The organism is Peribacillus sp. FSL E2-0218 (genome assembly GCF_037992945.1).
GTDB lineage: Bacteria > Bacillota > Bacilli > Bacillales > DSM-1321 > Peribacillus > Peribacillus simplex_B.
Window position 1 is genome coordinate 5,043,464 of sequence record NZ_CP150304.1, and the last position, 13,241, is coordinate 5,056,704.

General features: G+C 45.0%; 15 protein-coding genes. 5 read left to right on the forward strand and 10 right to left on the reverse strand.

Annotated elements, in window-relative coordinates:
- Positions 1-57: 57 nt before the first annotated feature.
- On the reverse strand, positions 58-756 hold the full coding sequence (locus tag MHI53_RS24395; protein ID WP_340372497.1) for a uracil-DNA glycosylase: 699 nt from the start codon (positions 754-756) through the stop codon (positions 58-60).
- A gap of 148 nt (positions 757-904) precedes the next feature.
- On the opposite strand from MHI53_RS24395, the gene MHI53_RS24400 reads away from it, so the two are divergent.
- Both MHI53_RS24400 and MHI53_RS24405 read left to right on the forward strand, forming a co-directional pair.
- Positions 905-2,338 carry a phospholipase D family protein gene (locus MHI53_RS24400; RefSeq protein WP_340372498.1) on the forward strand — a complete coding sequence of 478 codons (1,434 nt, stop codon included), beginning with the start codon at positions 905-907 and terminating at the stop codon, positions 2,336-2,338.
- A gap of 137 nt (positions 2,339-2,475) precedes the next feature.
- On the forward strand, positions 2,476-2,796 hold the full coding sequence (locus MHI53_RS24405) for a general stress protein (protein ID WP_061141326.1): 321 nt from the start codon (positions 2,476-2,478) through the stop codon (positions 2,794-2,796).
- 75 nt (positions 2,797-2,871) lie between these two features.
- On the opposite strand, the gene MHI53_RS24410 is transcribed toward MHI53_RS24405, so the two are convergent.
- The 4 genes from MHI53_RS24410 to MHI53_RS24425 are packed head-to-tail and all read right to left on the reverse strand — an operon-like array spanning position 2,872 to position 5,230.
- Positions 2,872-3,891, reverse strand: coding sequence for a MoeB/ThiF family adenylyltransferase (locus MHI53_RS24410; protein WP_340373725.1), 1,020 nt, complete (start codon positions 3,889-3,891; stop codon positions 2,872-2,874).
- A 23-nt stretch (positions 3,892-3,914) separates the two neighbouring features.
- Entirely contained in the window at positions 3,915-4,148 is a 234-nt protein-coding gene (moaD, locus tag MHI53_RS24415; protein WP_061141327.1) for a molybdopterin converting factor subunit 1, read from the reverse strand.
- Entirely contained in the window at positions 4,141-4,605 is a 465-nt protein-coding gene (locus MHI53_RS24420; RefSeq protein ID WP_061141328.1) for a molybdenum cofactor biosynthesis protein MoaE, read from the reverse strand. Before MHI53_RS24420 ends, moaD begins: the two co-directional genes overlap by 8 nt.
- Entirely contained in the window at positions 4,595-5,230 is a 636-nt protein-coding gene (locus tag MHI53_RS24425) for a molybdenum cofactor guanylyltransferase (protein WP_340372499.1), read from the reverse strand. Before MHI53_RS24425 ends, MHI53_RS24420 begins: the two co-directional genes overlap by 11 nt.
- A 356-nt stretch (positions 5,231-5,586) precedes the next feature.
- On the opposite strand from MHI53_RS24425, the gene pdxK reads away from it, so the two are divergent.
- From pdxK to bshB2, 3 genes are all read left to right on the forward strand, one after another.
- The gene (gene pdxK, locus MHI53_RS24430; RefSeq protein ID WP_198512518.1) at positions 5,587-6,414 is read left to right on the forward strand and encodes a pyridoxine/pyridoxal/pyridoxamine kinase; all 828 of its coding nucleotides are present in this window, start codon (positions 5,587-5,589) and stop codon (positions 6,412-6,414) included.
- A 124-nt stretch (positions 6,415-6,538) separates the two neighbouring features.
- Complete coding sequence (locus MHI53_RS24435) at positions 6,539-6,886, forward strand: YojF family protein (RefSeq protein WP_061141331.1); 348 nt, start codon at positions 6,539-6,541, stop codon at positions 6,884-6,886.
- A gap of 77 nt (positions 6,887-6,963) precedes the next feature.
- On the forward strand, positions 6,964-7,629 hold the full coding sequence (bshB2, locus tag MHI53_RS24440; protein WP_061141332.1) for a bacillithiol biosynthesis deacetylase BshB2: 666 nt from the start codon (positions 6,964-6,966) through the stop codon (positions 7,627-7,629).
- Positions 7,630-7,761: 132 nt separating this feature from the next.
- Here the strand turns inward: bshB2 and MHI53_RS24445 are convergent, their stop codons facing one another.
- The 5 genes from MHI53_RS24445 to MHI53_RS24465 all read right to left on the reverse strand — a co-directional run bounded on the left by MHI53_RS24445 (position 7,762) and on the right by MHI53_RS24465 (position 13,235).
- Positions 7,762-8,967: an MFS transporter gene (locus tag MHI53_RS24445; protein ID WP_340372500.1), complete on the reverse strand. Its 1,206-nt coding sequence runs from the start codon at positions 8,965-8,967 to the stop codon at positions 7,762-7,764.
- Positions 8,968-8,983: 16 nt separating this feature from the next.
- Entirely contained in the window at positions 8,984-9,406 is a 423-nt protein-coding gene (locus MHI53_RS24450) for a MarR family transcriptional regulator (RefSeq protein WP_061141334.1), read from the reverse strand.
- Positions 9,407-9,979: 573 nt separating this feature from the next.
- Positions 9,980-11,077 (reverse strand): PQQ-dependent sugar dehydrogenase, encoded by a 1,098-nt coding sequence (locus MHI53_RS24455; RefSeq protein ID WP_340372501.1) that lies wholly within the window; start codon positions 11,075-11,077, stop codon positions 9,980-9,982.
- A gap of 27 nt (positions 11,078-11,104) precedes the next feature.
- Positions 11,105-11,974, reverse strand: a complete 870-nt coding sequence (locus tag MHI53_RS24460) for a Cof-type HAD-IIB family hydrolase (protein ID WP_061141336.1) — start codon at positions 11,972-11,974, stop codon at positions 11,105-11,107.
- 142 nt (positions 11,975-12,116) lie between these two features.
- Positions 12,117-13,235 carry a PRK06851 family protein gene (locus MHI53_RS24465; protein WP_061141337.1) on the reverse strand — a complete coding sequence of 373 codons (1,119 nt, stop codon included), beginning with the start codon at positions 13,233-13,235 and terminating at the stop codon, positions 12,117-12,119.
- Positions 13,236-13,241: the final 6 nt, after the last annotated feature.

Sequence of the window (13,241 nt, forward strand, 5' to 3'; positions counted from 1 at the left end):
GAAAGTTGGGATCCCACGTGACGTAAAAATGACGGCACGACATACAATTCACCCGCTTCATGTTCCTTTTCGACTCATCGCACCCGAGATTTCCCAATCAATGGGCGATTCCCCCATTTCCATAAGAAATTGATTGGTTTTGGAAAACGGTTTGCTGCCAAAGAACCCACGGGAAGCCGAGAGCGGACTCGGATGCACGGATGTAATGATTTTATGGCGGCTTTCATCAATCAAAGGCATCTTTGTTTGTGCCGGTTTCCCCCATAAGATAAAAACGATCGGTTTCTGCCGCTCACTCAGCAGGCGGATGACTTGATTCGTAAAGTTTTCCCACCCTTTTCCCCGGTGTGAGTGCGCTTCTCCTTCACGGACAGTCAAGACGGTATTCAAAAGAAGCACACCTTGTTTTGCCCACTCAACAAGGTATCCCTCATCTGGAATGTCAGTGCCTAAATCAGCATGCAGTTCCTTAAAGATGTTTCTTAATGAAGGCGGAATGCGCACCTCCGGTTTAACGGAAAAGCTAAGGCCATGCGCTTGATCGGGCCCATGGTAAGGATCCTGGCCAAGAATGACGACCTTCACGTTTTCATAGGCCGTATAGTGAAGTGCATTGAAAATAGCGTCCTGATCCGGATGAATGACCTGCTCTTTGTACTCTCGCTTTATGAATTCCCTTAGCTCCTGGTAATATTCTTTTTTGAATTCCTCTTTCAATAGAGGCCACCAATCATTTGTTAATATTTGCTTTTCCATATGCATAGCCCCTTTCTTCTTTTAGACTATATTATAACAAACGAACGGCCTTCGCCTTTTTGATAGACCATGATATATGTTTCTTTATACCCCTTAATTGGGAAAACAGATAGTTAGCAAGCAATTTAACCATGTTGGAGGATTCCCTATGAAAAAATGGTACAAAAGAAAACGATTTTACCTGCTGGTTGGCATTTTGCTTGTCATTACGGCAGTGATCGTCTATAACAGCTACAAGCCCCTTCCCAAGGGCATTTCCTATGAAGGAAAGGTTCATCATGTCGAGGATGTCGACTTCATCTATGACCTTTCCTACCACGATGAACAAGGGAATCTTAAACATGAGCAACGAATTTTTCAAACCATCAATAATGCCATCGAAGAGGCGGATTCTTATATCATAATCGATATGTTTTTGTTTAATGATTTTTATGATGAAAAGGTAAACTTCCCAAAGCTAACCAAGACACTGACGGATAAACTGGTTGCCCAAAAGAAAAAGAAACCCGGACTCCAGGTGATATTCATTACCGATGAAGTGAATACTTCCTATAATGCTTACAAGTTGGATGCGCTAGAAACCATGAAGCAAAATGGCATCGATGTCGTGGTGACCAATTTAGACCGACTTCGCGACCCGAACCCTCTTTATTCCGGCGTATATCGGACCTTTTTCCAATGGTTTGGCGAAGAGGGAAAAGGCTGGATCGTGAATCCAATGGCTAAGACAGCACCAAAGGTCACCTTTCGTTCTTACCTTAGGCTGATGAATATTAAAGCCAACCACAGAAAAGTGGTCGCGACCGAAAAAACGGCGATCATTTCATCTGCCAACCCCCATGACGCAAGCGGATTCCATTCCAATATCGCGTTTCAGATGAAGGGGAATATCATCGGTGATTTCATTAAAGCGGAGGAAGCGGCTTCGAATTTCTCCGGCGGTCCAAAGGCATTCCCGGAATTCAACGAGGCGGCTGAAGATAGAGGACCGATCTCGGTGCAATTGCTCACGGAAGGAAAAATCAATACGCATGTCCTTAAAACGATAAAAGAAACGAGGAAAGGGGACAAAATCCACCTTGCCATGTTTTACATTGCCGATCGTGAGGTGATCGAAGCGTTAACGGACGCCGCTAAACGGGGCGTGAAGATTCAGATGATCTTGGACCCGAATCAAAACGCCTTCGGAAGTGAAAAAATCGGCCTCCCGAATCTCCCGGTGGCCGCCGAATTTGAGAAGCTGGGGGATGAAAATATTTCAATCCGCTGGTACAAAACCGATAAAGAACAGTTCCATACAAAGCTGATGATGATACAAAAGGAAAAGGAAACGATCGTTCTTGGCGGATCAGCCAATTACACCTCACGTAATCTCGATGACTTTAACCTTGAAGCGAATGTTGAAATCCATGCACCAAAAGATGCGGACATTTCTTATGATGTCGCTGACTATTTTCAAAGACTTTGGACAAATCGCAACGGAACATACACGGCCGATTATAGTGAATATCAGAAGGACCTTCCCGTTTTCAAATATTTAACATACCGCATCCAGAAGGTGTTTCGCTTCACCACCTATTAAATTATTTTGTCATAAGATGTTTAGGCACTCGTAAATAAGGTTATATACTACTATAGCTAATTAACAATCACGATAAACAAGATTCCATTTACCTATATTCCAGAGAATCTTACATTAAAATTCAAGGAGGAGTTTATATGTATCAAGTACATGTAGTAGAAAACGGTTTACAAGCAAAGGAAAAAATCGACGAGTTAGTCACTTCAGGATATACGAAGGACGATGTTTACTTGTTCGCTCATGACAAAACCCGTTCGAAGCACCTTACCGAGAATACGAATACGGAAGATGTAGGAATGAAGGAACAGGGCTTCCTCGATACGGTTGGCAATCTCTTTAAATCACGTGGAGACGAGCTTCGTAACCGCATGAGCAACCTCGGCCTTAGCGACATGGAAGCAGAACGTTACGAGGAAGTGCTTGACGAAGGAAAAGTCGTCATCGTCGCTTCTAAATAATCCAACGACATAAGGTAGCATTACCCTATATATAAAAAGCGGGGCCCGTCAACGGGTCCCGTTTTTTACTATTCATTATCCTAGTATACTTTGGTAGGCTGCTTTTGCTTGGATCATATCCTTCGTACCGTGTATCAGCGCCCTGCCATCCTCAAAAATGACCATCCGCACTCCTTCTTTTTCGCAGGAGAGGAGAAAAGGATTGAATTTCACTGCATAGCCACTTCCAACCAGACCTTTTGCCAGCTTCTCGAGTCGCAGCTTAACTGGCTTGGGCGGCCTGACCTGCACAGTGTCCCTTCCGCAAAGGACCGCTGTTTTCGTTGCGTTATCTCCGGTTAAAAAAGGATAAGATCTCTGCTCGCCGCAAGAAAGGCAATCTTTCTTTTTCGCTTTTGTTAATTTCACAGATTGGTATTGATTTCGCCACAGATCAAAGGTAACGAGTGCCGGACGAATCGCTTCCCGATTCCCTGAAAGGATTTTCAAAGCCTCGGCCATTTGGTGGGCCGCCACCATCGTGACCGCCGGTGATATGATGCCCCCTGTGTCACAGGTCATGCCCTGAATGGGGATCGTTTTAAGCAAACAGTGCAGGCAAGGCGTATTTCCGGGAAGGATCGTCAAGGCCATGCCGACACTGCCGACGCATGCCCCATAAATCCATGGAATATGAAGCTTTTGTGACAAATCGTTAATGATCATCCGAGTTTCAAAATTATCGGTTGCGTCCAATATCAAATCAACCCCGCCAAGCTGCTGCTCCAGGTTTTGCGCGGTTGCGTCCATGATGAGGGCATTCACTTCCACTCCATGATCGATCTCGAGTAAATGACGCTTTGCGGCTTCAGCCTTTGGCAGCCTCTCTTCGACATCCCGTTCCGTATACATTTGCTGGCGCTGTAAATTACTAAGCTCCACATAATCCCGATCCACGATGGTGATTTTCCCTACTCCCGCACGGGTAAGGGCCTCGGCGTTTGCAGCCCCCAATGCGCCTGCCCCCAGGAGTAAAACATGCTTCTTTTGGATTTCCAATTGACCCCGCTCACCGATCGGGGCAAATAACGTTTGCCTGGAATATCGTTCTTTCACATCGCCCACCTTATCCAATTCGCTCAGCCCCCGCTTACAGGCGGAATGAAGGCCACTGTATCCCCGTCCGATAAGATCGTGTCATCATCGGCAAATTCTTCATTGACTGCCGTCATTGCGGTTTCAAGGCTCCCTAATTGATAGTCCGCCTTCAATTTTCTTTTCAGCTCGTCCACACTCCAGCCATTTCCTTCTATAGAAATGGACTCTTTTCCTGATTCATCCCTCAATTGGGCAAATAAAAGCACGTTAATCATGGATGTCCATCTCCTTCGGTTTTCCTGATGGATATGGTAAGGTCTCCAACTGGTTCCCGACCCACGTCTCCCCATCTTCCCAATGTTCCTTCTTCCAAATCGGGACAATTTCCTTGATTCTTTCAATCGCATACCGATTCGCCTCATATGCATCGTTTCGATGCGGCGTACTGACGGCAATGACGACTGCGATATCCGTAATATCGAGTTTACCTACACGATGGGTGATCGCCGTTTCCGCTTCAGGCCAACGTTCCTTGATCTCCGCACCGATTTGCTCTAATTTCTTGATCGCCATCGGTTCATAGGCTTCGTAAATTAAGAATAAGGTCTTTTTGCCCTTGGTCATTTCCCGTACCGTCCCAATGAAGGTCGTGACGGCACCTGCATTTCGTTTTACTACTTTATCAATCACTTCCTGAATGACGATCGGATCCTTTGAAATTTTATAATTCATCTCTACCACCCTTTATATCCCATTCCGTTTGCTTAATATGGACAGCTTCTTGATAGTCCTCCCTCGTATTCATATTGAAGAATACGTGTTGAAAACATTCAGGGTTTTCGTGATATAGCTTAAAGTCTTTTTCCCTAATGATTTTCACCGAGATCTTCTCCAGAAAACGGCTCATTTTCAATTCCCGGCTCATCAAACACTCCGTCAGTACAGGGAGACAGGTTTTGTGATAAACCGCAAAAAGAGGCTGGAGCCGCCCATTTATCTCCGGAATGACCGCATCGAATGAAGGCTCGTAATTGGCCATCAATTCATGAATGACAGTGGCACTCACAAAGGGCATATCACAGGCTGCAAGGAAGTGCAGCTGAGTTTGCGAGGCAGTCATACCTGCATGCAAGCCGCCAAGCGGTCCATGATCTTTATGTAAATCAGCAATTAACGGAAGTTGCAGAAAACGATAATCGTCGAATGTATTCGTAATGACCAACACGTTATCGGACACCTTTTTCAGTTCGGATGCCACTCTTGAAATGTTCACATCGCCAGCTATTGTCAGTAATGCCTTATTCTTGCCCATCCGGCTTGATTTTCCACCAGCTAGAAGCAACATCGTCGATTCCATCCGCATCATCCTTCCCTTTTTTCGGTTTAATCGAGCCTACTACGGTAATGCTATACCTACTATGTATCCCAAAAAAGCATCCATTGTATGTAAATAGTTTAATGCAACTTCGAGAATAATGACACCATAGATTGATTGGATCACATCTTGGAATCCTGGTTTCCGATAAACGAAATGCGATATGATACACTTATGAAAAGTGCCCATCAGAGGCACACACTTTACCTCATTTTCAGGCCCGCAGACGGGGAAACAACTAAGTTTTACATAAAATAAATTTTGGTATATTCTAAAAATAGGATATTACCTGGTATGATGATAATATCGATATCTAATTCTCCTGAGGAGGTCACATAATGACTATGAAAAAAGCTATGACAGTTGCTGGATCTGACTCCAGCGGCGGAGCAGGTCTTCAAGCTGATTTAAAGACATTTCAAGAATTCGGCATTTACGGTATGTCCGCTTTAACGACAATCGTGTCGATGGACCCTAAGAATGGCTGGTCCCATAATGTATTCCCTACACCAGTAAATGTTTTGGAGGCCCAAATCGAAACGATTCTATCAATCGGAATTGACGCCATGAAAACAGGTATGCTCGGTTCAGTTGAAATCATCGAACTCGTTGCCCGTAAAATTGACGAGTTGAAATTGGACAAAGTCGTAATCGACCCAGTTATGGTATGCAAAGGTGAGGATGAAGTATTGCACCCTGAAACAGCCGTGGCTCTGCGTGATCTACTCGTTCCGCGTGCAACGGTAGTGACGCCTAACCTTTTCGAGGCTGCCCAATTAGCAGGGACGGCGCCTATCAAAACGATCGATGATATGAAGGCTGCCGCCGAAAAAATACATGCACTTGGTGCAAAATATGTCTTGATCAAGGGTGGAAATAAGCTTGATCTTGATAAAGCCATCGACCTTCTCTATGATGGAAAAGAATTTGAAATCCTTGAATCCGAGAAAATTGAAACAACCAATACACATGGTGCCGGCTGTTCATCATCAGCGGCGATTACAGCGCAGCTGGCTGAAGGAAAAAGCCCGCGAGAGGCCATCCACATCGCGAAAGACTTCATTACAGAAGCGGTTCGCCATTCCTGGAAGATGAATGACTATGTAGGACCGGTCAACCATGGGGCATACCATAAATATGGAAATGCGCAAAACACACAAAAATAAATCATCACGTTTACGGGCCGCTCCAATTCATCGAGCGGCCTTTTTCGCTTTTTTTGATTTTATTTAGTAAAATGGGAAGAAGGAAAAGCTTATCTAGCCGCCCAGTTAAGGAGGAAATTATAGAATGAAACCTATAGACCGCACCGAGGTGCAAAATGCTATTGATTCTTTCGCCGGAAAAGATGTATATCTTCACCTGGAAACGACAAATGGTGCCTATGCCACTCATGTAGATGAAGCCTTCTTTTCGGCAGGTGCTTATATTCGTAACGCTCTTATACAATATGAACATGGCAAGATCGTTGGGGACGGCCCCTACCGCATCGGCTTAAAGCTCAATATCGGCTGGGTATATGCAGAAGGCGTAAACCACTTCGAAGTGGATGAACAAGGAAGGTTGCTAGTCGCAGGTCTTGATTTTTCCGGAAAGCTTGCCGTCTCCATGCAGCTCAGTCCCACACCCTTTGAATGATCCTGACATACCTTTAATCCCATTCCCATTTACCTTTAACCATACTCAATGTAAGTAAACGGAAGGAGAAATATACCTTGGAAAAAGAACGTCATGTTTTAGTCATTTTCCCACATCCCGATGATGAAGCCTTCTCGGTTTCCGGTACGGTTGCCATCCATAGAGAAGCGGGCACACCTGTTACCTATTTATGCTTAACACTAGGAGAAATGGGACGTAATTTAGGCAATCCGCCATTTGCAACGAGAGAATCGCTCCCCAAAATCCGTAAAAAGGAATTGATCGATGCAGCAAATGCGATCGGCATTGAAGACTTACGCATGCTCGGCTTGCGTGATAAGACGATAGAATTCGAGGATGATGAAAAGCTGACGTCCATATTTACCGATGCCATCAATGAATTGAATCCATCATTGATCATCACGTTTTACCCAGGATACAGCGTCCATCCTGACCATGAAGCGACGGCGAGGGCCGTGGTTCGTGCCGTGGAAAGAATCGAGGAAACGAAACGTCCAAAACTTCATTGTGTCGCATTCTCCAACAACTGCATCCAAGAGTTAGGGCAACCTGACATCATCCATGATATCACTGCGGTCGAAGAGAAAAAAGTTGCTGCCGTTACGGCTCACCGTTCCCAAACGGAGGCGATGGTACTTGATTGGAAGGAAAAATTCGAAAATCAGGATGCCGATTTCCTAGAGTGGATACGCAAGGAACGATTATGGACCTATAAATTTTGAAGAAACCGCCCATTAGGCGGTTTCTTTGTTTATGGCATAAAAAAAACGCCTGTTATATACAGGCGGAGAAAGGGGGATACTTTGGAAAATCAATCATATAACTAGCATGCCCTCATTTTTTCATTTTATACTTTAAGCAGACATCCGCTCTTCCGCCTGCAGTTTCTTTCTGCTCGAGGCTTTTTTACCATGTACCAAGAAATAAATTCCGATAAGTATGAATGAGAAACTCGACATGCCGATGAATAACCCTTTGAATCCGGTAAATGGGATAAGGAAACCCAATAGGAACGGGCCAACCCCAATCCCGAAATCATACATGGTGAAAAACGTGGAAGTGGCCAAACCCATCCGATTTGACGGTGCCTCCTTGATGGAAATCGCTTGGCAGCTTGATTGGAACGTACCATACCCAACACCGATAAAAGCACCGGCTACCAGAAGCGTGATTCCATGATGGGATTGGCTGAGGATGACCATGCCGACCGCATAAAAAATCAAGGCCGGATAAATCACCGCATTCTCCCCCTTCACATCAAACATCCGTCCTGTAAACGGTCGCGACGCAAGCAGGAATACGGCAAATACGACGAAGAAAAAGCTTGCGGCATCCATCAAATTCATTTCCTTTGCAAACGATGTTAAATAAGACAAGATGCTCGAATAAGTAAATCCGGCAAATCCGATGAAAATGGCAATCGGCAGGGCACTTTTTTCAAAGTAATCACTGATCTTAAACCCTTTTCGTGATGAAACTTTGCCCTTTTCGCCTTCTGGCACATTCATGAACAACGAAGCGACTAAAGCAAATGCGGCAAACACCGAGGCAGCATAGAAGATGATTGAATAACTAAAATGCTGGGTGATCAGCAAACCGATAAACGGACCGAAAGCCATGGCCAAGTTTGTACTCATCGCAAAATACCCTGTCCCCTCCCCACGCCTTTCATTCGGAATGATATCTGCGGCAATCGTTCCGGTTGCAGTCGTCGCAAGACCAAAAGCGAAACCGTGAATAAGCCGGTCGATCAATAGAAGAAACAAACCATTGACCATGAAATAGCCAATCGAAGCTAACAAAAATAAAATCAAGGAACCAAAAAGCATTTTTTTGCGGCCGACCTGGTCAATTTTCTTCCCGGCAACCGGTCTGACCAGCACAGCCCCAAGGACAAAAATACTTGAAGCGAGTCCCGCCTGGGCTTGAGACGCATGGAATTGATCGATCGTGTAAATCGTCAATGTCACCATCAACACATAAAAAGTTAAAAAGAGAAAAAAGTTCGCTGAAGACACAATCAGAAAATCTTTCGTCCACAGCTTTGGTTTTTGATTCATGTAAAATCCTTCTTCCTTACAATTGTTTTAATTTTTCCTTCAAGAATTTCAAGGTTTTTTGCGTTACCTCAAGATCCTCTTCGGCCATACCACTCAATAATTGGTGCTCAAATTCCTCCACCACTTTTTTGGCCTCTTGAAAAGTCCTTTTACCGGACTCCGTTAACTGTATTCTCCGTTCCCGCTTATCTTTCCCGGGTATTTGTTCGATTAAATCACGTTCCTCCAAACGGTTCACCGTCCGTGTAACCGTCGGCTTCTCCACATCGAGATAGTTGCTGATTTCCACAAGCGTCGAACTCCCATATTGATTCAAATAAAAAACAATCAACCACTGAGAATGAAAAAGATCAACCTTAGCCAATTGTTCGTTCAACTTTTTTGTAAATGACCTCGAGAACTGTAAATTTTGATGAAAAAACCCATCATGGAAGGGCATAGGTATTCCTCCTGTAAAGTAGTTACCTAGGTAACTATACAATATTTCTTTATTAAAGTCCAGCCTCCAAACGAAGAATCCGAGCCCTGAACACAACTTAACAGCAGGTTCTTGATCAAATGTTCGTTTTGACTGATTGCGGATGATTCGGGATGGTTACTCGGCAGACGATAACCATTGTCGGTTCGGGGCGGTTTCTCGGAAGTTGCTTGCGAATATCGGGAATTCACTCGGCGAATTTGGGACTTTTACTCGCCAATTTGACGACTTTACTCGCCAATTTGGGCGTTGCCTCGAAATGTGAGGCGGGTTCTCGGAAAGATATCGCTTTTCACACGCTTTTTTGCTGTTTCGCGCCAATTTCTGGCGTTGCTCATCAATTTGACGCGGTTTCTCCGCATGACTACTGCTTATTTTCACGATTTCAGCGCGTTACTCACCAATTCATGCAGCAGCAGGAGCCCCCGCCATTGGGCGAGGGCTTCACGTGTAACAATAAAAATCGGTGTAGGTAAGCGTTCGCACAACTGCGGGCATTTTTTCGCTGCCTCTATTAGCGGGGGCCTGAATCCTTCAGGGCATATTTCCTTCTAATTGGGATAGGGGCAGACGATAAAGTTTATCATCTGTTTCATCGGGATTTCCTCGTCCGTCCGTATTGTTACTTATGAAGTATAGGAATTCTTCATCCACGAAGACATCGCGGATCCGCCCGGCATTCGTGATGATATCCGTCATTTTGCCGCTCTTGATATCGTACTGCTTAAGCGATTCACCTCTTAAGGCTGCAATAAATAGCTTCCCATCAAAATAGGCCAGTCCGGAGGGGGCCCAAGTGTTTTCGCCTGAGTGGATCAATGGATTGATCATATCCGGTTTTTGCTGATCACCTTCAATCTCCGGCCAGCCATAGTTCTTGCCTGGATCAATTTCATTTATTTCATCATGAGCGGACTCTCCGTGCTCGCTTTCATATAACTTCCCGGCATCATCCCAGGCCAGTCCTTGCGGGTTGCGATGGCCATACGAATAGACGTACGAATTTGCGAAAGGATTATCTTTAGGAATGGTGCCGTCTGGATTCATGCGCAAAATCTTCCCGCCTAATGAAACAGTATCTTGTGCGATTTCCGGTTTCTTGGCATCCCCTGTTGTTGCGTAAAGCATGCCATCGGGGCCAAGCTTGAGGCGTCCGCCGTGATGGTAGTCACCGCTTGGTATTCCATCGATTAACGTTTCTCGCTCCAGCCATTTATCATTGTCCTTTTGCAGGGAGACGATTCGGTTGATGGAATTCCCACTGCCATCTTCGTACGTATAATAGGCGTAGGCTCGCCTGCTTTCAGAAAAGTCGGGCGTCAATAAAAAACCAAGCAGTCCAGCTTCCGCTTTTGAAGATAATGTTTTCTTAAGCTCGACCGGTTGCCGTGTCAGCTTGCCCTTGTTCCATTCCACGATGGAGCCTGTCCGTTCTGAAACATACATCGCACTCCCAACCTTTTGGATCGACCATGGGGAATGCAGATTCGTCACGAGTACTTCAGGATCTTGACCAAGCGTGCCCGCCACTTCTTTATCAGGCTTTGGATCGGTTTTGCTGTCCTCTTCTTTGCCATTACAACCTGCCAGAGTCAATGCAGCCATAAGGAAATATAGAAGCCATCTTTTCAAACGCCTTTCCCCCTTCGATTCGTGAGTTTAATAGGCTGACTGTTTGAGCACCTTCAATATTGCCTGCGCTACACCTGATTCATCATTCTTGCCTGTCACTTCATCACACAGTTTTTGAATGTCGAGCGGGGCATTTCCCATGGCCACAGCCAAGCCTACCCGTTCAAACATGGATACATCATTATAATTATCGCCGATGGCCATCGTTTCCTGCATGGAACCGGATTTTTCCTTCACATATGCTTCGAGCGCCGTACCTTTTTGGGCTTCCGTACTCATGATTTCCACATTTTCACGTCCTGATGAGGTGACGGTGACTCCACCTTGCCCGTTCAATTTCGAAGCAACTTGATTCAATAAATCTAAATCTTTGGAGAAGCTGAGGATTTTATAATATTCCACATTAGAATGGCTGAATAGCTCGGAATAGTCGGAGATCGATGTAACTTGTCCAAGCTGCAAGCGCTCCTCTGCGAATTTCCTCATTCTCTCGGCATCCATCTCGGGATTGGCCGTTACGAATATGTCCACCAAAACGGATATTGATTTTTCGTAATTTTTGGAATAAATCCCCTGGCTCGTATAAATTTCGAAATAAATCCCTTGTTCCTCAAGGATTTCAGCGACCATTTTTGCAGTGGCAGCAGACATTGGATTCGAAGCGGCAATCTTTCCTTCCTTTGTGAACAAGGCCGCCCCATTCACAGAGATGACAGGGCAATCGATATTCGCTTCATCTAAAGCGAACCTTGCTTCGACGTATGATCTCCCAGTGGCGATGATCACTTCCACCCCTTCTCTTTGTGCCTTCTGGATCGCCTCTTTATTTTCCACACTGACCTTTTGCATTTTGTTTAATAATGTTCCGTCCATGTCAATCGCAATCGTCTTTATCAATTCAACCGGCTCCTTTATTACAATATAATCCCTATTCTAACCGAAAGAGCGTCGATAAACACGTTTTACAACCTTGCAGTGAATATTGATCGAAAAAATATAAATAAACTGCACCTGATAAGGAGAGGTGCAGTTCAATTTTTTAATGCAGGATCGTTTGGCTGTCAATCGCCTGCGCCCGTTCAATGATCTGTTCATGAATGTCACTACGAATGTCATCTATCGCAGTAAAGTCCATGGCTTTCACATAAATTTTTTCAAGTTCGTCATGCAGCTCTTTTGCTTTGGCCAGGCTTGCTGTCGCTTCATTCATCTTCTCCCTGTACCTGGAGGAAACATCCTTGATCTGATCGGCATAAATTTCATCCGTTCCCGGCAGGATCGCCGTTTTATATATATCGATGATCTCATCACCTTCGCAGCTCGGAAAATATTCATGAGGAGCTGTGCTGTCGAATATGGCGATACCTACCTCGCGGACGATGACCATGTCCAGGCTATGCGGATCGAAACCGCAATGATACACCTCCACATCGAAGCCCCTTTGCTCCGCAGCCTTTGCAATCTTTTTCAGCATCGTCGATTTTCCCGAACCGGGACGCCCTTTTAAAAAGTAGCGTTTCTGTACGCCCTCCGTGATATTCGGTATGAAATCGACCGCTCCCTTTGGCGTGGCGGCACCTAAAAAACGATGACGAACATCCGCCTTCTTATTAAGGACGATATCTCGATAAAAGCCTTCTATCAATTTATTGGTCAGCCCATTCAATTTAGCGAAGTCGATGTTTGCCTTATAGATGTCCTCCCATTCATCATGTATCTTCAATGCTTCGGAGAAAAGGGCATAGGCCTTCTCGAAGCTTTTGCTTCTCGCATTCGTCAGCCTTATGATGGACGCTCTTTCCGAAGCGAGCTGCTGTGAATTCCAGGCTGACCCCAAATTGACATATTCCTCTACAGCCCCTGGTGCCTTCGGTTCAATCACATGCGGAGCGGTCCCATCCACAAGACCGATTTTCAAAGCCGGTATGATGACCCCATCGATGGAATCATTATCGGAAGAACAATGTAAATACTCGATATCAAAGTTTTTATCCAGCCATTCCTGGCCGATTTTTTTCATGATGGTCGATTTTCCCGAACCAGGTCCGCCTTTTAAAATGAATAATCTTTCCAAACCTGCCAAATTCGAATCATATAAACTATAAAAACCTTTAGCGGTATTGCCGCCGGCGAAATAATGCATCACTTTTCCCGTCACTTCCAC

Excerpts from the sequence above, each read along its gene's own strand:
- MHI53_RS24395 (WP_340372497.1), bottom strand. The coding sequence starts at position 756 with ATGGAAAAGCAAATATTAACAAATGATTGGTGGCCTCTATTGAAAGAG.
- MHI53_RS24400 (WP_340372498.1), top strand. The coding sequence starts at position 905 with ATGAAAAAATGGTACAAAAGAAAACGATTTTACCTGCTGGTTGGCATT.
- MHI53_RS24405 (WP_061141326.1), top strand. The coding sequence starts at position 2,476 with ATGTATCAAGTACATGTAGTAGAAAACGGTTTACAAGCAAAGGAAAAA.
- moaD (WP_061141327.1), bottom strand. The coding sequence starts at position 4,148 with ATGATTAACGTGCTTTTATTTGCCCAATTGAGGGATGAATCAGGAAAA.
- MHI53_RS24420 (WP_061141328.1), bottom strand. The coding sequence starts at position 4,605 with ATGAATTATAAAATTTCAAAGGATCCGATCGTCATTCAGGAAGTGATT.
- MHI53_RS24425 (WP_340372499.1), bottom strand. The coding sequence starts at position 5,230 with ATGGAATCGACGATGTTGCTTCTAGCTGGTGGAAAATCAAGCCGGATG.
- pdxK (WP_198512518.1), top strand. The coding sequence starts at position 5,587 with ATGACTATGAAAAAAGCTATGACAGTTGCTGGATCTGACTCCAGCGGC.
- MHI53_RS24435 (WP_061141331.1), top strand. The coding sequence starts at position 6,539 with ATGAAACCTATAGACCGCACCGAGGTGCAAAATGCTATTGATTCTTTC.
- MHI53_RS24445 (WP_340372500.1), bottom strand. The coding sequence starts at position 8,967 with ATGAATCAAAAACCAAAGCTGTGGACGAAAGATTTTCTGATTGTGTCT.
- MHI53_RS24450 (WP_061141334.1), bottom strand. The coding sequence starts at position 9,406 with ATGCCCTTCCATGATGGGTTTTTTCATCAAAATTTACAGTTCTCGAGG.